The sequence below is a fragment of the Tardiphaga robiniae genome (assembly GCF_013359755.1).
GTDB lineage: Bacteria > Pseudomonadota > Alphaproteobacteria > Rhizobiales > Xanthobacteraceae > Tardiphaga > Tardiphaga robiniae.
The window spans coordinates 24,391-46,283 of record NZ_JABMCJ010000094.1; the positions used below are offsets into that span (position 1 = coordinate 24,391).

Below are 21,893 nucleotides of genomic sequence, written 5' to 3' on the forward strand. Positions count from 1 at the left end.
TTACACCTCACCCTTCCAGCCGCACGCGTGGATCGATCACGCCGTAGAGAATGTCGATGATCAGATTGATCAGCACATACATGACGGCCATCGTCAGTACGAAGCCCTGCACCGGCGCGAAATCCGACGAGATCAACGCTTCGACCGCGTAGGAGCCGATGCCCGGCCAGGCAAAGACTTTTTCGACCAGCACGTTGGCGCCGAGCAGAAACGAGAATGTCATCGACAGCGTGGTGATGACCGGCAGCATGGCGTTACGAAAGGCGTAAGTGACGATCACGGCGCGTGGCGACAGGCCGCTGGCGCGCGCCGTACGCACGAAGTCCGATGACAGGATCGCCAGCATCGACGCGCGGGTCATGCGTGCGATCGGCGCCAGCGAGAAGATCGCCAGCGTCGCCGTCGGCAGGATCAATTGGTTGAAGGCGGACCTGAAGGCTTCCCAGTCACGGGCGATGAGACTGTCGATCAGATAGAAGCCGGTCACGTTGGGCGGCGTCGACGCGAACACGTCGAGACGTCCGAGCGGCGCCGGCGACCAGCCGAGCCTGAAATAGAACACATAGACCAGCACCAGGCCGGTGAAGAACACTGGCAGCGACACGCCGGCCGTCGTCGTTACCCGGCAGAGATGATCAATCCACGAGCCCGGCCGGGTGGCGGCGAGAATGCCGAGCGGAATGGCGATCATGACCGAGACCAGGAGACCCAGCAGCGTCAGCTCGGCCGATGCCGGCAGGCGGTTGCGCAGCTCCGTCGCCACCGGCTGTCCGGTCGTCAGCGAGTTGCCGAAATCACCCTTGGCCAGATCGGCGGTGTAGCGGAGAAACTGCTCGATCAGCGGCTTGTCGAGACCGAGCTTCTTGCGGATTTCCTCGATCGCCTGTTTGTCCGCTGACGGTCCTGCGAAATAGGCCGCGGGATCGCCTGGCAGCGCGCGCGTCAACAGGAATGTGACGATGACGACCCCGATCAAGCTCGGGATCGCGAACATCAATCGTTTGCCGATCAGGCTGAGCATGACACATCACGCCTTCACGAGCGCGCGATAATCGAGCCGGCGATGGAACCAGTACTGGTAGCCGGAGATGTTCTTCTGCATCGCCACGTTGACATAGGGCTGATACAGCGGGATCCGCGGCACATCAGTGAAAGCGAGATCGACGAAGCCCTTCACATCGGCATCATAGGCGGCCTTGTCGCCGGTTGCGGCGGCGGTGCGCGCGCCGTTGATGCGCTTGTCCATCTCGGGCGACTTGTAGCTCATGGTGTTAAACACCGAATTGTCGCCGTGATAGCACCAGTAGAAGAAGTATTCGGGGTAATCGAGCCAGCCGGAGAACACGTTGGTGTAGAGCGGCATCTCCTTCTTGTTCAGCTCGGTGCGCCAATTGGCGCCGGGGATCTTGTTGATGGTCGTCTTGATGCCGATCTGGCCGAGGCTTTCCTGCACCAGCACACACAGCGGCTCGTTGACGACGGCAAAGCCGAGATCGAATGAGATCGTGGTCTCGAAGCCGTTGGGATAGCCGGCCTCTGCGAGCAGTGCCTTCGCCTTGGCCATGTCGGTATTGTATTTATGCGGCTGCGGCCACGCGACTTCGGTCGGCTTGTCGGCTGATGCGCCGTACATCGGATTGGCGAGACCGAACAACACGGCATCGACGATCTTCTGATAGGGCAGCGCATAGGCCACGGCCTGACGCACCTTCGGATTGTCAAAGGGCGGCTTGGTGACATTCATGCCGATATACTGGATGCCGTTGGAGAACGGCAGCGACACGACGTCGAGCTTGCCGTTGGCCTTGATCTCCTGGAAATCCTTGTAGGGCAGTTCATAGGACATATCGGCATCGCCGCGCTCGAGCAGCGCACGCCGGTTGCCGGCCTGCGGCACCATGCGCCAGATCACGCGCTTGATCTTTGGCATCGGACCGGAGACCCAATCGTCGTTACGCTCGAGGATGACTTCCGTGCCCGCGGTCCACTTGGTCACCTTGTAGGCGCCGCCGCCGGCGGTCTGCATCTTGGTATATTCGAGACCCCACGGATCCTTCTCAGTGGCGTTCTTCTTCACCAGTTCGGAATTGATCACGCAGGGGACGATCACCGCGAGATCCGGAATCGTCAGGCGATCCTTGGTGGCGAAATCGACGCGCACAGTGTGATCATCAACGATCACGAACTGCTCGGGCTTCTTCAGCGATCCGGCGCTCATCTGGAAGGTCGGAAAACCGCCGACGCTCACCGAGCGATCCAGTGACCACTTGACGTCCTTCGCCGTCACCGGCGTGCCATCGTGAAACTTCGCGTTCTTGCGCAGCTTGAAGGTCGCCGACATGTCGCTGATGGTCATGTCCTCGGCGAGTTCGGGCTTGAACTTGTCGCGGTCGTAATAGGGCACGCCGCCGGGGCCGGCCTTCATCTCGTGACCGATCAGGCGGTCGTAGCAATTCCAGGACACTTCATAGCCGGGCACATTGGTGCCGACGCCATGGATATCGAGGTTGTTGGGGCCGCTTTCGGAGACGATCAGCAGGGTTTCGGATCGGGCGTCTGCCTTGGCGGACGAAAAGATCGCCGGGCCGGAGACCATGGCGCCGGCCGCGGCGCCTGTGGCGGTTTTCAGAAAATCACGACGCTTCATTCTGGCTCTCCCCAAGGGCGCGAGTGGATCGGCTTGGGAACAGACATCGCAAACTTCGTGCCAGAGCTTAACGAACACCTAATGCGCGCCTAGGCATCTGATAAACCTTGCATTTCCGCAACGCCTCCGACGGTCAGCATGGCCAGAGACTCAGTCACGTTGCATACAAAGATATTGATATGCATAAATTTTAGACTACCGCGCGTGCTTTCCCGGTCATTACTCGCCCGATTCCGGCTTGACATAAACGGCTCACGCCTCCTTATTGCGAATAGTTCGCATTAGCATTCGCATCAGATCAGTAACCTTGGGGAATGGCGTGAGTTTAAGGTTGTGGGCATCGATCACGGGGGCAGCATGCCTCTCGTCAGTCTGGGTTGGAGACGCGAAGGCCCAGGAGGGACAAACGCTGTCGGAAATCGTGGTCAGTGCCGAGCGGCAGAAGGAAGCTGACGCCTTCCAGTCCACTACCCTGCTGACCGGCGACGCCCTGCAGCGCACGACCTCCGCCTCCATCGCCGACCTGCTGGCAACCCAGCCGGGTGTGGCGGCATCGACCTTTGCGCCGGGCGCGAGCAGGCCGAATATCCGCGGCCTCGATGACTATCGTGTTCGCATTCAGGAGAACGGCATCGGCAGCCAGGACGCGTCGGATTTCAGCCAGGATCATCAGGTCCCGGTCGATCCGCTCTCCGCCGACAAGATCGAGGTGATCCGCGGTCCCGCAACGCTGCGCTATGGCAATCAGGCCATCGGCGGCGTCGTCAACGCCAGCAACAATCGCATTCCGGAGAATTTGGTGCCGGACAATTTCAGCGCGCGCATCAAGGGCGGCGGCTCCTCGGTGGATAGCAGCATCGACGGCGCGGCCAGCATCGATGCGTCAGGCAACAATGTCGCCATTCACGTCGATGCATTTGGCCGCAGCGCCGGCGATTACAGAATTCCCGGCGGCGGCGTGCAGGCCAATACAAGGCTGCGCTCGGAAGGCCAGTCGGTCGGCGGCTCCTACATCTTCGATGGCGGCTATATCGGCACCGCGATCCAGCACATCACCAGCCTGTATCATATCCCCGGCATCGCCGAATCCGCGTCGCGGACTCGCATCGATCTCGAACAGACCAAGGTGACCAGCAAGGGCGAATGGCGCGCGCCAACCGACGGCATCGCAGCGATCCGCTATACGTTCGGCGTCAGCGACTACAAGCATGGCGAGCTCGGCATCGGCAGCAATGGTGTCGATGGCCTGCAGAACACCATCACCAACAAGGAAATCGAAGGCCGCTTCGAACTGGACCACGCCGCGGTCGCAACACCGCTCGGCGCATTGACCGGAAGCTGGGGCGTACAGGCCAGCAACCGCAAGCTCGGCACTGCAGGCCTGCTCGGCGGGCTGCTCGCTCCCACCAATACGGACACGGTCGCAGGCTTCGTGTTCGAGCAATTGCAGCTCTCGGACACACTCAAATTCCAGGCCGCAGGCCGTATCGAGAGCCTGTCAGTCTCCGGCATGGCGCCAATCTTCCCCAGCAATTTCCTGCCACCACCCGACACATTTTCCGAGACCGCAGCGACACGCGATTTCACCCCGAAGAGCTTCAGCTTCGGACTGCTGAAATCACTGCCCTGGGACATGGTCGCCAATCTGAGCGTACAGCGTGCACAGCGCGCACCTGCTGCGCCGGAACTTTATTCGCGCGGCTCTGATGGCGCATCGGGCACCTTCGTCATCGGCAATCCGGATCTGAAAATCGAAACCGCAGAATCGATCGAAGTCGGCCTCAAGCGCAGCAACGGCCAGCTTCGTTTCGAGGCCAGCCTCTACTACACGCGCTATCTTGATTTCATCTTCAAGCAGGTGACCGGCAACTTCTGCACCGACACTTTCGCAAGCTGCGGCGCGACCGGCCCACTGCTGCAAGTGGCCTACGGTCAACGAGATGCGAACTTCCGCGGCGCCGAGCTGATGGCACAACTCGACGTGACGCCGCTCAGCGACGGCACGCTCGGAATCGACACCCAATTCGACGTGGTCCGCGCGACCTTCGCCGATGGCAGCAATGTTCCGCGCATCGCACCGATGCGCGTGGGCGGCGGCGTCTGGTGGCGCAGCGCCGAATGGTATGCGCGCCTGGGCGTGCTCCACGCGTTCACACAGAATGATATTGCACTCAATGAAACTTCGACGGCCGGCTACAATCTGCTGAAGGCTGAGGTGAGCTATACCCACACATTCGCGAAGGTCGACGGCGGCCTGCGCGACATCACCTTTGGCGTGACCGGCGACAATCTGCTCGACGAACAGGTCCGCAACCACATCTCCTTCAAGAAGGCGGAGGTGTTGCAGCCCGGACGCGGCGTGCGGCTCTTCACGAGTATGAGATTTTGAGCCCAATGACCTTGGAATCGCTCCAGTTTGGGCCTCAACTCGGCCTCCAGAGGGCGACATCGTTCACATGCGAAGGTATTCTTCGCCATCATCTCCCATTGCAAACTTCGACCGACGGAATGCAGCCCCTATGACAAGATCCTGGTCTCCCATCGCAACTGTATTCCTGGCGGTTGGCGGAACGGCGGCGGTTCCGCAGTTTGCCGTAGCTGCGACCACGGAAGCGTTGCTTCCGCATAATCTGTCCCCATGGGGCATGTTCATGAATGCCGACATCGTGGTGAAGGCCGTGATGATCGGGCTTGCCATCGCCTCGCTGGTGACCTGGACGGTCTGGCTCGCAAAGACCATCGAACTCAACCGCGAAACGCGGTCCGCCAAACGGCGGCTCGATATACTGGAAAGCGACACGACGCTAGCCCAGGTCGAGCGCGATAGCGCCAATGCCCGCGATCCCGTGGCCCAGCTCATTCATTCGGCCGTGCGCGAGACTGCCCTCTCCCATGGACTGTTCGATGACGGCTTCAAGGAGCGCATTGCGCTTCGGCTTGAGCGCGTCGAACAGGCGATGTCGCGCCGGATTTCCCGCGGCATCGGCGTGGTCGCAACGATTGGTGCGACTGCACCCTTTGTCGGCCTGTTTGGAACCGTCTGGGGCATCATGAACGCCTTCATCGGCATTTCGGAAACCAAGACCACCAACCTCGCCGTCGTCGCGCCGGGCATCGCAGAAGCCTTGCTCGCGACAGCACTCGGTCTTGTCGCAGCCATTCCGGCCGTGGTGATCTATAACCAGCTCGTTCGTAACATCACGACCTACCGAGCGCTGCTCGGCGATGCCTCCGCACAGGTCATGCTGCTGATGAGCCGCGATCACGGCCGTCGCGGAATGCCGATCTCGCGGGCGGCGGAATAGATCATGGCTGCAAGATTAGGTGGACGCTCAGGCGGCGGTGACGACCTCGAGGTCAACCACGAAATCAATGTGACGCCTTTCATCGACGTGATGCTGGTTCTGCTGATCATCTTCATGGTGGCGGCGCCGCTTGCAACGGTCGATCTCGGTGTCGATCTGCCGGCAAGCGCCGTAGAACCGCAGCCGCGTCCCGACAAGCCGGTCTTCGTCACCGTCAAGCCGGACCTGACGATCGCCGTGGGCGAAGACATCATCCCGCGCGATACGCTGAGCGGCACGCTGGATGCTGCGACCAAGAACAACAAGGACGAGCGCATCTTCCTGCGCGCGGACAAGGTCGTGAGCTATGGCGATCTGATGGAAGTGATGAACCTGCTGCGCAATGCAGGCTATCTCAAGATCGCGCTGGTCGGCCTCGACGGACGAACCTCTGCGCCATGAACGTCTTTGCGCTACATGCGCCGACCGACAGCGTCGGTCTTCGCTGGACCGGGTCGGCGATCGCTATCGTCGCGATCCATGCCGGCCTGATCGCCGCAGGCATCTGGTGGTACCATCAACCGAACCCGCCGGGCGTTACGATGCCGACCATCATGATCGACATGGCGCCGGCCACCGCCGCGCCTGAAACGCAACCACTGGATATCGCGCCCGGCCCCGAGATGCAGAAAGCGGAAGCGCCGTCCGAGCCACCGCCCGAACCGGTTCAGCAGAAGCAGGTGGAAGAACAGATCCCGCCGACGCCGCTGATGGAGAAGCCGGTCGTCGAAGCACCGCCCGAGCAGAAGACCGAGCCGACGCCTCCCCCGCCCGAGCCTGCCAAGATCATTCCCGATCCGCCAAAGCCGGTGCCGGAAAAGCCCAGGCCGAAGCCGATACGCGCCGAGGTCAAGAAGAAGCCGAACGATACGCCGGCAGCGCCGCTGACCACTGCAGCACCGCGCGCAGAACGCATTGCGCCTGCAGCATCGGCGGCGGCGGCCGGTGCCTCGAGGGCAGCGTCAGCGTCTTACAATCAGCTCGTTCAATCACACTTGCAACGCTTCAAGCAATTTCCCCAGAGTGCACGCACCGGTCAGTCAGGCACGGCAGTCGTCAGGATCGCCTTTACACTCGATCGCAGCGGTCGCGTGCTGTCGTCCCGCCTCCTGGGATCGTCGGGAAATCAAGCGCTCGATGCCGAAACGCTCGCCATGGTTCGTCGCGCGCAGCCATTCCCGGCATTTCCGCCGGAGAAGACCGGCGGTACGGAGGCGTTCAATGTTCCCTTGAGATACGATCTTCGTTAGCGACTAACGAAGGTCATGACGCCGCGACCGGGCAGATATCACTGCACGGGATTAGCGCGCTCGAACTGGCGCAGCAATTTGTTGCCGCGCTCTGCTGCAGCATCGAGGGCCTCCTGCGCAGGTTTCTTGCCGCTGAAGGCCTGTTCCAACTCATCCTCGATGGCGTCGCGGATCAGCGTGAACGAGCCGAGGCGCAATCCCTTCGAATTTTCCGTGGGCGCCTTGAGCGTGATCTGTTCGATGGATTTCACGGTGCCGGGGTTGCGGTCGTAAAAACCCTGCTGGCGCGTGAGTTCATAAGCGGCGCGTGTGATCGGCAGGTAACCCGTCTTCTGATGCCAGGTCGCCTGCACTTCAGGCTGCGAAAGAAACGCAAAGAACTTCGCGACGCCCTTATATTCTTCGCGCGGGCGATCGCGCAGCACCCAGAGCGTTGCGCCGCCGATGATCGAATTCTGTGGCGCCGCCGTGACATCCGGCCAATACGGCATCATGCCATAGCCGACCTCGAATTTCGCATTGGCGAGAATGTCGGCGCGGGTGCCTGACGAACCCAGAAAAATCCCGCATTCGCTCTTCTGAAAGCGTGGCTCAGCCGCTGTCGCACGGCCGCTATAGTCGAAGACCTTGGTCTTCTGCCATTCGGCAAGTTGCGTAATATGCCGCACCATCAGCGGATTGTTGAAGGTGAGCACCGCATCCAACCCGCCAAGGCCGTTGGACTTGGTGGCCACCGGAATGTTGTGGAATGCCGAGAAGTTCTCGACATTGATCCATGATGGCCAAGCCGTGGTGAAGCCGCAAACCGCGCCTGCCGTCCGCAATCGCTTGGCAGCTGCGCCGAGTTCCGGCCATGTCCGCGGCGGCTCGTCCGGATTGAGCCCGGCGGCACGGAACAGATCCTTGTTGTAGTAAAGGATCGGCGTCGACGCATTGAACGGGAAGGACAGCATGTTGCCGGCCATGTCGGTGTAGTAGCCCGTAATGGCTGGCAGATAGGCTGACGGATTGAACGCCTCCGCCTGATCGCGCATCAGCTCATAGACGGGATAGGTTGCGCCTTTGGCGGCCATCATGGTGGCCGTCGCGATTTCGTTGACCTGGACGATGGCCGGCTGGCTGCGGGACCGGAAGGCAAAGATCGACGCCGTGACGGTCTCGGTATAGTTGCCCTTGTAGACCGGAACGATGCGGTAGCCCGTCTGCGTGGCGTTGAAATCCGCGGCCAGCTTTTCAACGTGCCGGCCGAGTTCTCCGGACATCGCGTGCCACCACTGAATGTCGGTGGCGCGTGCGGGCGTCGCCGTCTGGCTGACTGTCATCACGAGCGCGAGATATCCGAGCGCCGCCTTCAACTTCATTTCATTCTGCCCTTACAACGCCGTCGGCTGCCGGCCTGCTGTGCTATCATTCTTGTTGGGAGGCCAAAGCTTCCGCCGCCCAATAAAATAATGATTCCATTATAGTTTTGATCGAAATTGCCCCGCACGGTGGCGTTCACCGGACGCGATCTGCCGCAGCACTCTGTTGCGACTTCGCGGCATTCGGTTCAATCGGGACTGCGCCAGTTCAACCAGTTGTTGCAGGTTAATAGCCAGCACCGCCTGTATTTGCTACATTGAACTGTCTCGCAACCTCAACGAAACTCTTTCAGACTAGAAAAAACGAATTGCCGGGTTGCGACGCACGGCTGTCTCACCGATTGAACCTTTCGCAAGGCCGAATGACACACCTGTGGTGACGAGCCCGCACAACGGAGTTTCTGAAGGACAGGACGAGCTGGCGGCGCGAGGCCGGACCGGCCTCGTCGCGGCTGTCCGTGCGATTCCGATCCGCTGGCGCATTTTGTCCATCGCAGCCCTGAACTCGGCGGTCGTCCTCGTCCTGGCGGGCTTGATCTGGAGTGGCTCGCGGGTGTTGTCCTCCGCCTGGGACGACGTGCGCCAGGTCCGACAGTCCGATCAGGTTCTGGCCCTGCTCGAGAGCGAGACCGGCCGGCTGCAGAACCTGATCCATCGCTATATCAATCAGCCCAGCCCCGAACTGTTCGCCGAAATCCTGCTGCTGCGCGAGGCTGTGCTTGGGACACTGAATACCCGTGCCTCGACCGACCCCATGCTGTCTGGCTCGGTCGCCGAGCTAGAACGCGTCACCGAGCGCTTCCTTAGCGGCTTCGGTGAATTGCGGACGCTTCAAACCACCATTGCCAAGACCTACGAAGAACAGGTGCTTGGGCCTGCCAAGGACATGGCGGGACTGTACTCCATCATCGAGGGCGCCACCGGCCAGCGCGACGCGCTGATCTGGCCGGCACTCGGCAAGTCGCGTGAGGCATTCACCGCGATGCTGGTCGCCGCCAACGCCTATTATCTGTCGCTGGCATCCGCCTCGGCCGAAGATGCACGCCGCAACACCGAGACGATCGAGCGTACGATCCCGGTCATGACCGACCTCGCCGACAATGATCTGCAGCGTATTGCGTTGCAGCGGCTCAAGGGACGCTCAGTTGCCCTCCGCCAGGGGCTCGCAAAACTGTCCGAACAACTCTCCAGCCGCACGGACCTGCTGCGCAATTCGATCGATGCCAGCCAGGCCGACACGATTGCTGCGATCGATGGCCTGTCCGTCAAGATGCGCCAGCGCGAGCAGTCCGCGCAGGCCACTTTCGACCGCACGCTGACGGCGATCTCCCGCAATGTCATGGTCATCGCCGCGGCCTTTCTTGGGCTGATCATCACCGCAGGCATCATCATCGCGCTGAGCATCCGCCTGCCGCTGCAGCAGATCATGGCCTCGATGCGCGCGATCACCTCGGGCGACTATGATCGCAAGGTCCAGGGCACGGCCGCCAAGGACGAGGTTGGCGCCATGGCCCGCGCCGTCGAGGTGTTCCGTGAGAACGCCGTCGCCAAGCGCGAAGCCGAGAACGAGCTGCGTGCATCGAAAGAGAAAGCCGAAAGCGCCTTGCTCGAACTAAATGCCGCACAGCAGAATTTGATCGACGCCGAACGGCTGGCCGCACTTGGCGGTCTAGTCGCCGGCGTGGCCCATGAGGTCAATAATCCGATCGGCATCAGCCTGACCGTGGCATCAAGCTTCGCGCGGCGCTCGGAAATGTTCGAGGCCGAACTGCGCTCCAATGCCCCGCTGCGGCGCTCGCAACTGGAAGAATTCGTCAAGACGTCACGCGATGCGGCGCAGCAACTGGTCGCCAACCTGCATCGCGCCGGCGAGCTTATTCAGTCCTTCAAACAGGTCGCCGTCGATCGGTCCCACGCCGAACGGCGGCAATTCAGCCTCTCCGAGGCCACCGATCAGATCATCGCCAGTCTGCGCCCCGTCCTGAAGAAGGCTCCGATCACACTGACGGTCGACGTGCCGGACGGGCTGATGATCGATGGCTATCCCGGGTCCTATGGCCAGATCCTGACCAATCTGTTCCTGAATGCGGCCAATCACGCATTTCCGGACGGCAAACCGGGCGCCATCGCTATCACCGCCAAGCCGCGCGGCACCGACGATATCGAGATCAGCTTCTCCGACAACGGCGCGGGCATGAGCCCGGACGTCCAGCGACAGGCTTTCGACCCGTTTTTCACCACCCGCCGCAACGAAGGCGGCACCGGCCTTGGCCTCCACATCGTTTACAATCTGGTGACCCAGCAGCTGGGTGGCCGGATGATGCTGGAGTCAAGACTGGGACAAGGCACGACATTTCGCATTATCATGCCGCGGGCCGCCACTGGCGCCGCTGGATCATTTGACGGGACTACGCAATGGCCGACCAGGACGATGTCCTCTACCTGATTGAAGACTCCGGTGATGTCCCGGAAGAATCCAATAACCGAAAATGGAAGATCGCGGTCATCGACGATGACCAGGCCGTGCATGAGGGCACGCGCTTCGCGCTGAGCGATTACACCCTGAACGGCCAGTCGCTGGAAATCCTGTCGGCCTATTCCGCTGCCGAAGGCCAGGCCCTGATGCGCGAGCATACGGATATCGCAGCCGTACTGCTCGACGTCATCATGGAGACGGATGCGGCCGGCCTCGAACTGGTCGAGTTCATCCGCAACGAGCTGCACAACGAAACCGTCCGCATCATCCTGCGTACCGGCCAGCCCGGCCAGGCGCCGGAGCGCCGCGTCATCGTCGACTATGACATCAACGATTACAAGGCGAAGACCGAACTGACCGCCGACAAGCTGTTCACCTCGCTGACGGCCGCGCTGCGCAGCTATCAGCAACTCGAACGCATGGTGCAGACACGGCGCGGCCTCGAAATCATCATCGACGCCGCCTCGACGCTCTATGATTTCAAGTCGATGCAGCGGCTTGCCGAAGGCGTGCTGACGCAGATCGCCTCGCTGCTGAATGTCGATTGCGCCGGCATTCTGGTGCTGCGCGATGGCGGCGTTGTCGGCGACGACTATGCCGTCCTCGCCGGATCAGGCTGTTACAGCCGCTTCATGGGTACCGCCACCGCGCAGTCGCTCGATCCGGACCTGCGCCAGATGGTCGAAGATGCCTTCAAGCGCCGCAAGCATGACTTCGCCGACCATCGGACGGCGCTCTATATTCGCACCGGCAGCGGCCGTGAGGTTGTCGTGCTGCTGCAGGCGGAGCGGCAATTGTCGGAGACAGACCGTTCTCTGGTTGAGATCTTCGGCAGTCGGCTGTCGATCGCCTTCGACAACGTGATCCTCTATCAGCAACTGCACGAGGCCAATACGCAGTTGGAAGACCGCGTGGCGCAGCGTACCCGCGCCCTGATGCAGGCCAATCGCCGGCTTTCCGCGCAGTGGCTGCGGCTGCAGCGGGCCAACGGCTTCAAGAACGAGATTCTGGGTACCGTCGCCCATGACCTGAAGAATCCACTCGGCGTGATCCTCGGCCGCACCGAGATGCTGACCGAGCTGATATCCGCGGGATCGCCGAAGGAAAACATCTCCGCGCAGGTCGATCACATTCGTGACGCCACCAAGCGACTGACCTCGATGGTCGATCACCTGATCTCCGACGCCATGGCGGACGCCTTCGATATCACCATCCGCCGTGAGCCGGTCGATCTGGCGACGCTGGTCCGGGACGTCGCTGAAGCGAATCGGCCGTCTGCGGTGAACAAGCAGCAGGACCTCTCCGTCTCGGCGCCGGATCACCACGATCTCACCATGTGCGATGCCGACCGGATGCGCGAAGCGATCGACAATCTCGTCAGCAACGCCATCAAATACAGCCCGATCGGCGGCAAGATCGCGCTGCTCATCACAGGCGATGCCGATTATGTCCGCATCAGCATCAGCGACGAAGGTCCCGGCCTGTCGCCGGAGGATCTCGACCGCCTGTTTGGTCGTTTCCAGCGGCTTTCAGCCAAGCCAACCGGTGGTGAAAGTTCAACCGGCCTCGGCCTGTCGATCGTCAAACGCATCATCGACATGCATGGCGGCGAGGTGAATGCACATAGCCCCGGCCAGGGCGCCACCTTCACCATCCTGCTGCCAGCCACCAGTGAGGGCCTGTCATGAGCCAGAGCCCGCATATCGTCGTCGTCGACGACGAAGCACCCGCCCGCGAGATGGTGGGCGACTATCTCAAGATGCACGGCTTTGCCGTGACCCTGTGCGACGGCGGCAAGAGCCTGCGCAGCGAGATCGAGACCAAGGTGCCGGATCTCGTGGTGCTCGACCTCAACATGCCCGAGGAAGACGGGCTCTCGATCATCCGTGACCTCAAGAGCCGCATCAACGTGCCGGTGATCATGCTCACCGCCACCGCAAGCCCGATCGACCGTGTCGTCGGCCTCGAACTCGGTGCCGACGATTACATCGCCAAGCCCTGCGAACTCCGCGAATTGATGGCGCGCATCCGCTCGGTCTTGCGCCGAAGCACGCCGGTGAAGGGCGCAGCAGCAGACGCAACGCCTGCCAAGGAGAGCAAGGATCATCTCGTGCGCTTCGGCACGAAATGGCTCGATCTGGAAGCGCAGGCCCTGCGCGATGATGAGGGCAACGAACATCCGCTGACAGCCTCTGAATTTGGCCTGCTCAAGGTATTCGCCGCGAATCCGAAGCGCGTGCTCTCGCGCGAACGGCTGCTCGAACTGGCCAATGCCCGCGATGCAGAGGCTTTCGACCGGGCGGTTGACCTACGGATCATGCGAATCCGCCGCAAGATCGAGCCCGATCCGACGAAACCCGCCGTGATCCGTACAATTCGCGGCGGGGGCTATTTGTTCTCCCCGGTGGGCGACAAGGCCTGAGCACCCCTTTTGGAATCTATCTCATTCAATTTACACGCATTTCACCTCTGAATGTTTCGTCGCAAACCCTGCGATGAAACAATTCTCCGGTTCCATGAAACCATTTTCCGCTTTTGAAGCAGACGCCCTGAAACCGGGGCTCCTTAACAATCCTCCCAACGAAGCCGCAACGCGGTCTCTTACGGGAGTTAGTCATGCAGAACGTCATCGCCCTCAATGCCGCCGGTCAGCAGGGTATCATTACGGCCCGCGCCACCTCGGATGAGATGCTGCTGGAGAATATCGCCAGCGGCGACCGCACAGCGATGCACACGCTTTATGCCCGACACAATGTGCGGGTCTATCGCTTCGTTCTCCGCATGCTGCGCGACACGTCGGCGGCGGAAGATCTGGTCAGTCAGGTATTCCTCGACGTGTGGCGGACCGCCAGCCAGTTCGAAGGCCGCTCGCAGGTCTCCACCTGGCTGTTGTCGATCGCACGCTTCAAGGCACTGACCGCGCTACGCCAGCGTAAATATGAAGACATCGACCAGGACGATGTCATGGAAATCGCCGACCAGGCCGATACACCTGAGGCATCGCTCGATCGCAGCCGCACCAGCGCCATTCTTCGCGCCTGTGTCGCCAAGCTGTCGCCGGCGCATCGCGAGATCGTCAACCTCGTCTACTATCATGAGAAGTCAGTGGAAGAGGTCGCCGGCCTGATCGGCATTCCCGCGTCGACGGTGAAGACCCGCATGTTCTACGCCCGCAAGCAGCTCGCCGATCTCCTGAAGACCGCCGGCATCGACAGTATCGCAGCGTAATCTGCCCGTTCCTTTTGCTCCAACGTTCCAGACGTCAGTTCGCGTAAACCTCCCCACCTCCAGCGACCCGGACGGGATGCCCCCCTCCGGGTCGTATTCTGTTTGGAGCTACGGCTTTGTCATCGTCGGCGGACGCACGAACTTCCGCATCGACCTGCGCAATACATCTGACAAAATTGGACAAATTGTCTACGAGTCCAACGGCGAACGCCAATGTGGGCAGATGGACAGCCTTTTCAAGACGTTGCCGAATCCGGGCGACCAACTAACAAAGACCTCGCGCAGTTTCGCCCGCGCGCTCCGCATGATAGAACACGTCCAGACTACACATGGACGAATGCAGATGTTCGAAGGCTTTGACCCTGTCATACTGGCCCGAGCGCAATTTGCGTTCACGATGTCATTTCACATCATCTTTCCCGCGTTCTCCATCGGGCTAGCGAGCTATCTCGCCGTGCTCGAAGCGCTCTGGTTGTGGACCGGGCGCGACGTCTTCCTCAACCTGTTCAATTACTGGCTCAAGATCTTCGCCGTTGCCTTCGGTATGGGCGTGGTCTCAGGCATCGTGATGTCCTACCAGTTCGGCACCAATTGGTCGGCCTTCTCCGACAAGGCAGGACCGATCATCGGCCCGCTGATGGCCTATGAAGTCCTCACCGCCTTCTTCCTTGAGGCTGGTTTTCTCGGCGTCATGCTGTTTGGCCTCAACCGCGTCGGTCCAAGGCTGCATTTCTTCGCTACGCTGATGGTCGCGATCGGCACGTTGTTTTCGGCGTTCTGGATTCTCTCGGCTAATTCCTGGATGCAGACGCCGACCGGCTACACTATCAACGCTGCCGGCCAGTTCGTTGCCGCCGACTGGTGGAAGGTGATTTTTAATCCGTCCTTCCCGTATCGTCTCGTGCATATGGTGCTGGCGGCCTATCTCACCACGGCTTTCGTTGTGGGCGCGGTCGGTGCTTGGCATCTGCTCAAGGATACGCGCCTGCCCGGCCCACGCGTGATGTTCTCCATGGCGATGTGGATGGCGACACTGGTCGCACCACTGCAGATTCTTGCCGGCGATCAGCACGGCCTCAACACGCTTGAGCACCAGCCAACCAAGATCATGGCCATGGAAGGCCATTTCGAGAGCCATCCCCATGGCGCGCCGCTGATCCTGTTCGGTCTCCCGAGCCAGGCCGAAGGCAAAGTGAACTACGCCATCGAGATACCCAAGCTCGGATCACTGATCCTGAAGCACGACCTCAATGCGCCGATGGCCGGGCTCGATACTGTTCCGCGCGAAAACTGGCCGCCGGTGCCGGTGACGTTCTGGTCGTTCCGCATCATGGTCGGCATCGGCTTCCTGATGCTGGGACTGGGACTGCTGAGCCTCTACATGCGCTTCCGCGGCAAGTTCTATGAGTCGCGTTTGCTTCACAGCTTTGCGCTGGCGATGGGACCGGCCGGATTCATCGCCGTGCTGGCCGGCTGGGTCACCACCGAAACGGGGCGGCAACCGTTCACGGTGTTCGGCCTGCTGCGCACCAGCGACTCGGTCTCGCCGCTGGCGGCGCCAGCCGTTGCGTCGTCGCTGATCGCCTTTGCCATCGTCTATTTCCTGGTCTTCGCCGCCGGCACGATCTATCTGCTCCGGCTCATGGCCGTGCCGCCACATCATGATGAGCAAGGCCCGGCCGGCAACGTCCCGAGTCGCGCGGCGGGCATTACCCCGGCTGTGGGCGCAACCGCATCGGGGCGCACATCATGATCGATATCGCGGTCGTCTGGGCCTTCATCATCGCCTTTGCCGTGTTCGTCTATGTCGTGATGGACGGCTTCGATCTCGGCCTCGGCATGCTGTTTCCACTCTTCCCGAAGAAGGAAGACCGTGACGTCATGATGAACTCGGTCGCTCCGGTCTGGGACGGCAACGAGACCTGGCTGGTGCTCGGCGGCGGCGGGCTGATGGCGGCGTTTCCGCTGGCCTATGCGGTGCTGATGCCGGCGCTCTATACGCCGATGATCGTGATGCTGCTGGGGCTGGTGTTTCGCGGCGTCGCCTTCGAATTCCGCTGGCGCACCACGCGCGAGCGCAATCTGTGGGACATTGCCTTTGCCGGCGGCTCGCTGATGGCCACGCTGGCGCAGGGCGTGGCGCTTGGCGCTATCCTACAAGGCATCGTTGTCAATGGTCGCCACTATGGCGGCGGCTGGTGGGACTGGCTGACACCGTTCAGCGTCCTGACCGGACTCGCACTGATGGCCGGCTACGGTCTGCTCGGCGCAACCTGGCTGGTGTTGAAGACCGAAGGCACATTGCGCGATCAGGCCTATCGTCTGAGTTGGTGGCTGCTATTCGCCATGCTCGCCGCCATCGGTCTCGTCAGCATCGCGACGCCATTTCTGGATGCCGAATATGCAAGGCGCTGGTTCGCCTGGCCCAACATCATCCTGACGGCGCCGGTGCCGATTGCGGTTGCTGCCATCACAGCGCTCTTGATGCGAAGCCTCGCGGCCAAACAGGATTACCGGCCGTTCTTCCTGTCGCTGGCGCTGTTCGCACTGTCCTATGCCGGATTGGGCATCAGCATGTGGCCCTATATCGTGCCGCGCAGCATCACCATCTGGCAGGCCGCGTCGCCCGACAACAGCCTGCATTTCATGAGCTACGGCGTCGCCGTGCTGGTTCCCATCATCCTCGGCTACACCGCCTGGGCCTATTACGTGTTTCGTGGCAAGGTTCGCGCCGGCGCGGGCTATCACTGATGACACCTGCGTCGCAGCAAAAGCCCGGCTCTTTGGGCAAGCGCCCGCTGATACAGCGCCTGTTGTGGTTTGTTGCGCTGTGGCTGGGCGGCGTCGCCAGTGTGACCCTCGTCAGCTACGTGCTGCGACTGTGGATCGCACCGAAATAGACGCGGTGACCTTTAATCAAATCGTCACCCGCGGACGGCAAATATGCCGGCGACTCACGATGTCCGCGCGCGGACCGTCGCCATGCCCGCTGATTTCATGGTTCCCGTGATTTGGCTGGGATGATACAGAATATCGACGCGAAACCGGAGATGCCTGCGATGATCAACATCCGCCGCCTGCTTGGCTTTCAACTCGTCGCCGCAGCCAGCCTGATGTTGTCGATCACGCAAGGCCTCGCCCAGCAACCGCGTCCGGATGTCGGCGACGAGCCCGGGCTGATTGCCGACGACTCCGTTCAGCTTGAACCGGAGTTCCAGAAGCAGATGGTGCTGTACCGCACCACCGAGGCGCCGGGCACCATCATCATCGCCACCTCCGAGCGCCATCTCTATGTGGTGCAGGGCAATGGTCGCGCGCTGCGATACGGCATCGGCGTCGGCCGCGACGGCTTCCAGTGGCAGGGCCTCCTGAAAATCTCGCGCAAGGCGGAGTGGCCGGACTGGACGCCGCCGCCGGAAATGATCGCGCGCCAGCCTTACCTTCCTCGCTTCATGGCGGGCGGCCCCGGCAATCCGCTCGGCGCCCGCGCGCTCTATCTCGGCGCCACCGTCTATCGCATCCACGGCACCAACCGGCCCGACACCATCGGCACCGCTGTATCGTCCGGCTGTTTCCGGCTGGTCAATGCGGATGTCGCCGACCTCTATGAGCGGATTCCGGTGGGCACCAAGGTCATCGTGCGGCAGAAGCCTGAAATCTGATCTGCGCCTCGCCGCGCAGCTCTTCGATCCAGTTTTTCTCTGACATATTTTTCTCTGACGACGGGGCGGACTTCGCATGGGGATGAAGCGGACTTTCACGACCGGGCTGGCCATCGGCCTGGTGGTTGCCACTGCAGTGGCTGCGGCTGCGATCACCTATGAGCGCTACGACACCAAGACGCTGAAGCGCACTGTCAAGCGCGACGCCGTATTGTGCGGCGTGAACACTGGCCTGCCCGGCTTCTCGTCGCCGGATGCGCAGGGCACCTGGACCGGCTTCGACGTTGACTTCTGCCGCGCCGTTGCCGCCGCGATCTTCAACGATCCGAAGAAGGTGACCTTCGTCCCGCTCGACGCCTCCGATCGCTTCAAGGAGCTGCAGAGCCGCAAGGTCGACATCCTGTCGCGCAACTCCACCTGGAGCATGTCGCGCGAAACCAATTACGATCTCTATTTCCCGGCCGTATCCTATTATGACGGCCAGGGCTTCATGGTGCCGAAGTCCCGCAAGATCGATTCCGCGCTGGAACTCGATGGCAGCAAGGTCTGCGTCCAGGACGGCACCACGACCGTGCTGAATCTCGCCGACTACTTCCGCAGCAACAACATCAAATACACCGAAGTGAAGTTTCCGAAGCTCGACGAAGTCCTCAAGGCCTATAATTCCGGCCAGTGCGACACTTTTACGGCGGACGCCTCGCAGCTCTATGCGCTGCGCCTGACCATGAGCAAGCCTGACGATCATCTGATCCTGCCCGACGTCATCTCCAAGGAGCCGCTGGCCCCCGTGGTGCGCCAGCGTGACGACGACTGGATGATGATCGTGAAGTGGACGCTCTACGCCATGATCAATGCCGAGGAGCTTGGCATCACCTCGAAGAACATCGACGAAGCCCTGAAGTCCAAGAAGCCCGACGTGATGCGTCTGGTCGGCACCGAAGGCGCCTATGGCGAAGACCTCAGCCTCTCCAAGGACTGGGCTGCCCGCATCATCCGCCATGTCGGCAATTACGGCGAAGTCTATGACCGCAATATCGGCGAAGGCTCGAAGCTGAAGATTCCGCGCGGGTTGAACCAGATCTGGAGCGCCGGCGGCATTCAGTACGCCCCGCCGATCAGGTAGGTACTTAACCTCTCCCCGCATCTTGCGCGGAGAGAGGTCGACCCGGCAGAGCGCAGCGACGCCGGGGCGGGTGAGGGGCATGGCACAGGGCCAGCGCCAATCTCACACTCTCGAAGCAAAGAATTCCACGGGAAGCTTCGGCGCCCATCATCGGAGCGATCCGATGAACTGCCTATAAGGCGCGCGCCTGCCATGCCCCTCACCCGCCGCGAAGACGCGGCGACCTCTCCCCGCAAAGCGCGGGGAGAGGTTAAGAGCGCCCGCCTCAATAATTCTTCAGCCGCGCCAGTTGGTCCGCGTGATAATTACTGTCCCCCAGCAATTCCTGGCAGACCCGCGCGCGCTTCATGAAGAAGCCGATATCGAACTGGTCGGTCATGCCCATGCCGCCATGCATCTGCACGCCTTCCTGCACAGCCAGCGTCGCCGTGGTGCCGGCCTTGGCCTTGGCGACGGCAATCGCGGCCGGCGCCGTCGGTGCGCCGTCATCGATCAGCTGCAGTGCCTTCAGCACGGCCGCACGCGTGACTTCGATCTCGGTATAGAGATGCGCGGCGCGATGTTGAAGGGCCTGGAATTCACCGATCAGCTTGCCGAACTGCTTGCGCTCCTTGAGATAGGTCACGGTGCGGCCGAACACTTCGTCTGACAGCCCGACCATCTCCGCCGCGACGGCGCCGCGGCCGATATTCAGCACGCCATCCAGCAATGCCCCGCCCTGATCGACATCGCCGAGCACGCTGTCGGCGGTAACCTCGACATTGTCGAACGTGATCCGCGCTGCATTGTGCGAATCCACCATCGCGGTGCGCTCGAGCGCGATACCCTTGGCCTTCGGATCGACCAGAAACAGCGTGAGGCCGTCGCGCTCACCCGGCGCACCTGCGCTGCGCGCCGCGACGATCAGGAGATCGGCGGTGTGGCCATCGACGACAAAGGCCTTCGCGCCGTTCAGCTTGAAGCCATTGCCGGAGCGCGCGGCCTTCATCGCCGTTTGCAGCGGACGATGCTTCGCGCCTTCGTCGATGGCCAGCGCCGCCAGCAGCGCGCCATTGGCGATTTTTGTCAGGTATTCCGACTTCTGCGCGTCGCTGCCCCGATTCAGCGCCGAGACGCCCAGCACAGCCGTGGAGAAGAATGGCGACGGCATCAGCGTGCGGCCGATCTCTTCCATCACGACGCCGGCTTCGACGGCGCCGAGCCCGCTGCCGCCGAACGCGTCCGGCACCAGCAATCCGGCAAATCCCATCTCGGAAAACGCGCGCCAGTAGTCGCGCGAGAACCCGGTCGCATCCTTGCTATCGCGGAGCTGCCGGAAATGGCTGACCGGCGCCTTGTCGCCGATAAAGCCGCGGGCACTGTCGCGCAGCATGGTCTGTTCTTCGTTGAGGAGGAGAGGCATGGGTGTGATCCGAAATTTGATGAGAGCTGAGGTGGTAGTTGCTCGTCATTGCGAGGAGCGAAGCGACGCGGCAATCCAGAAACAACAAAGGAAGGAAGAACTGGATTGCTTCGCTGCGCTCGCAATGACGGTGGAGGGGCCGGCGTGTTACGCCCCCGGTAAATCCAGAATGCGTTTGGCAACGATCCCCAGCATCACCTCGCTGGTGCCGCCTTCGATCGAATTCGCCTTGGTACGCAGCCACGCCCGCGGACGTGCGCCTTCATGCGAGCGCTGGCTTTCCCATTCCAGCGCATCGATGCCGCCCGATGACATCAGGATTTCATGGCGGCGCTTGTTGAGTTCGGTGCCGTAATATTTCATCGCCGACGAAAACGCCGGATGCGCCTGACCGGCTTTCGCCAGATCGACCGCGCGCTCTGCCGCACAGGCCAATGCGGCCTCGTCGACTTCGAAACTTGCTATCTGTCCGCGTAGCATCGCTTCATCGAGACGGCCCTGCGCATCAGCGCCGATGGAGTCGGCAGCGACCTGGCCAAGCGGTCGGCCGGCGCCGCGCTCGCCCATGCCGGAGATCATCGCGCGCTCATGCTGCAGCAGATATTTCGCCACGTCCCAGCCGCGATCGACGGTGCCGAGCACATGCGACTTCGGCACGCGAACATTGTCGAAGAAGGTCTCGCAGAATGGCGACTTGCCGGAGATCAGCAGGATCGGCTTGGTCGAGACGCCCTTCGACGTCATGTCGAACAGGATGAAGGAGATGCCGTCATGCTTCTTGCCGGATGCGTCCGTGCGCACCAGGCAGAATATCCAGTCGGCGTAATTCGCGTAGGACGTCCAGATCTTCTGGCCGGTGATGAGATAATCATCGCCGTCGCTCTCGGCGCGCGTCTGCAGCGAGGCGAGATCGGAGCCGGCATTGGGTTCGGAATAGCCCTGGCACCAGCGGATCAGGCCTGCGGCGATCTTCGGCAGATGCTCCTGCTTTTGGGCGTCGGTGCCATATTTCAGCAGCGCCGGCCCAAGCATCGAAATGCCGAACGACACCAGCGGCAGACGGGCCGAGATCGCAGCCATTTCCTGGCGCAGGATCTTCGTCTGTTCGCCGTCGAGGCCGCCGCCGCCATATTCCTTTGGCCAATGCGGCACGGTCCAGCCCTTGTCGCGCATCCGTTCGAACCAGACCCGCTGCGGCTCGGATGAGTACTTCGCATTGCGACCGCCCCAGAACGTATCCTCATCCGAACCCATCGGCCTCCGCATCTCCGGCGGGCAATTGGCCTCAAGCCAGGCGCGCGTCTCGCTGCGAAATTGATCGAGATCCGACATCAGCGTTTCCATCCATTTTGTGCGCGGGATGCCGAGCATCCGCAATGTTGTTGGGCGAAGCTTACTCG

At 61.6% G+C, this 21,893-nt stretch carries 18 protein-coding genes; 13 read left to right on the plus strand and 5 right to left on the minus strand.

What is annotated here, in order from left to right; all coding sequences use genetic code 11:
* Positions 1 to 7: 7 nt before the first annotated feature.
* Both HP556_RS26375 and HP556_RS26380 read right to left on the minus strand, forming a co-directional pair.
* On the minus strand, positions 8 to 1,021 hold the full coding sequence (locus HP556_RS26375) for an ABC transporter permease (protein WP_175369160.1): 1,014 nt from the start codon (positions 1,019 to 1,021) through the stop codon (positions 8 to 10).
* A gap of 6 nt (positions 1,022 to 1,027) precedes the next feature.
* The gene (locus HP556_RS26380; protein WP_175369161.1) at positions 1,028 to 2,647 is read right to left on the minus strand and encodes an ABC transporter substrate-binding protein; all 1,620 of its coding nucleotides are present in this window, start codon (positions 2,645 to 2,647) and stop codon (positions 1,028 to 1,030) included.
* 319 nt (positions 2,648 to 2,966) lie between these two features.
* Between HP556_RS26380 and HP556_RS26385 the strand changes: the two genes are divergently transcribed.
* The 4 genes from HP556_RS26385 to HP556_RS26400 all read left to right on the plus strand — a co-directional run bounded on the left by HP556_RS26385 (position 2,967) and on the right by HP556_RS26400 (position 7,241).
* The gene (locus HP556_RS26385; RefSeq protein ID WP_338117621.1) at positions 2,967 to 5,036 is read left to right on the plus strand and encodes a TonB-dependent receptor; all 2,070 of its coding nucleotides are present in this window, start codon (positions 2,967 to 2,969) and stop codon (positions 5,034 to 5,036) included.
* A 130-nt stretch (positions 5,037 to 5,166) separates the two neighbouring features.
* Positions 5,167 to 5,952 (plus strand): tonB-system energizer ExbB, encoded by a 786-nt coding sequence (exbB, locus tag HP556_RS26390; protein WP_120287491.1) that lies wholly within the window; start codon positions 5,167 to 5,169, stop codon positions 5,950 to 5,952.
* A gap of 3 nt (positions 5,953 to 5,955) precedes the next feature.
* Positions 5,956 to 6,393, plus strand: coding sequence for a TonB system transport protein ExbD (gene exbD, locus HP556_RS26395; protein WP_089263503.1), 438 nt, complete (start codon positions 5,956 to 5,958; stop codon positions 6,391 to 6,393).
* A complete protein-coding gene (locus tag HP556_RS26400; protein WP_175369163.1) occupies positions 6,390 to 7,241 on the plus strand; it encodes a TonB family protein in 852 nt (283 codons plus the stop codon). Before exbD ends, HP556_RS26400 begins: the two co-directional genes overlap by 4 nt.
* A gap of 38 nt (positions 7,242 to 7,279) precedes the next feature.
* Here HP556_RS26400 and ugpB read toward each other — a convergent pair whose 3' ends face one another.
* Positions 7,280 to 8,602, minus strand: a complete 1,323-nt coding sequence (gene ugpB / locus HP556_RS26405; protein WP_175369164.1) for a sn-glycerol-3-phosphate ABC transporter substrate-binding protein UgpB — start codon at positions 8,600 to 8,602, stop codon at positions 7,280 to 7,282.
* Positions 8,603 to 9,020: 418 nt separating this feature from the next.
* Between ugpB and HP556_RS26410 the strand changes: the two genes are divergently transcribed.
* From HP556_RS26410 to HP556_RS26450, 9 genes are all read left to right on the plus strand, one after another.
* The gene (locus HP556_RS26410; protein ID WP_231081267.1) at positions 9,021 to 11,048 is read left to right on the plus strand and encodes a sensor histidine kinase; all 2,028 of its coding nucleotides are present in this window, start codon (positions 9,021 to 9,023) and stop codon (positions 11,046 to 11,048) included.
* A complete protein-coding gene (locus tag HP556_RS26415) occupies positions 11,018 to 12,766 on the plus strand; it encodes an ATP-binding response regulator (RefSeq protein WP_175369165.1) in 1,749 nt (582 codons plus the stop codon). Before HP556_RS26410 ends, HP556_RS26415 begins: the two co-directional genes overlap by 31 nt.
* Complete coding sequence (locus HP556_RS26420) at positions 12,763 to 13,500, plus strand: response regulator (protein ID WP_175369166.1); 738 nt, start codon at positions 12,763 to 12,765, stop codon at positions 13,498 to 13,500. Before HP556_RS26415 ends, HP556_RS26420 begins: the two co-directional genes overlap by 4 nt.
* A 194-nt stretch (positions 13,501 to 13,694) precedes the next feature.
* Positions 13,695 to 14,306, plus strand: a complete 612-nt coding sequence (locus tag HP556_RS26425; RefSeq protein WP_093757615.1) for a sigma-70 family RNA polymerase sigma factor — start codon at positions 13,695 to 13,697, stop codon at positions 14,304 to 14,306.
* A gap of 343 nt (positions 14,307 to 14,649) precedes the next feature.
* Complete coding sequence (locus tag HP556_RS26430) at positions 14,650 to 16,059, plus strand: cytochrome ubiquinol oxidase subunit I (RefSeq protein WP_175369167.1); 1,410 nt, start codon at positions 14,650 to 14,652, stop codon at positions 16,057 to 16,059.
* Positions 16,056 to 17,057, plus strand: coding sequence for a cytochrome d ubiquinol oxidase subunit II (gene cydB, locus HP556_RS26435; protein ID WP_175369168.1), 1,002 nt, complete (start codon positions 16,056 to 16,058; stop codon positions 17,055 to 17,057). The genes HP556_RS26430 and cydB overlap by 4 nt, the downstream gene beginning before the upstream one ends.
* Complete coding sequence (locus HP556_RS26440; RefSeq protein ID WP_175369169.1) at positions 17,057 to 17,206, plus strand: DUF2474 domain-containing protein; 150 nt, start codon at positions 17,057 to 17,059, stop codon at positions 17,204 to 17,206. Before cydB ends, HP556_RS26440 begins: the two co-directional genes overlap by 1 nt.
* 159 nt (positions 17,207 to 17,365) lie before the next feature.
* On the plus strand, positions 17,366 to 17,968 hold the full coding sequence (locus HP556_RS26445) for a L,D-transpeptidase (protein WP_089263709.1): 603 nt from the start codon (positions 17,366 to 17,368) through the stop codon (positions 17,966 to 17,968).
* 82 nt (positions 17,969 to 18,050) lie between these two features.
* Positions 18,051 to 19,091: an amino acid ABC transporter substrate-binding protein gene (locus HP556_RS26450; RefSeq protein ID WP_086936948.1), complete on the plus strand. Its 1,041-nt coding sequence runs from the start codon at positions 18,051 to 18,053 to the stop codon at positions 19,089 to 19,091.
* A gap of 265 nt (positions 19,092 to 19,356) precedes the next feature.
* Here HP556_RS26450 and HP556_RS26455 read toward each other — a convergent pair whose 3' ends face one another.
* Together HP556_RS26455 and HP556_RS26460 are read right to left on the minus strand one after the other, a co-directional pair.
* Positions 19,357 to 20,493: an acyl-CoA dehydrogenase family protein gene (locus HP556_RS26455; RefSeq protein ID WP_175369170.1), complete on the minus strand. Its 1,137-nt coding sequence runs from the start codon at positions 20,491 to 20,493 to the stop codon at positions 19,357 to 19,359.
* Positions 20,494 to 20,640: 147 nt separating this feature from the next.
* Entirely contained in the window at positions 20,641 to 21,825 is a 1,185-nt protein-coding gene (locus HP556_RS26460; RefSeq protein WP_175369171.1) for an acyl-CoA dehydrogenase family protein, read from the minus strand.
* Between the last annotated feature and the right edge of the window lie 68 nt (positions 21,826 to 21,893).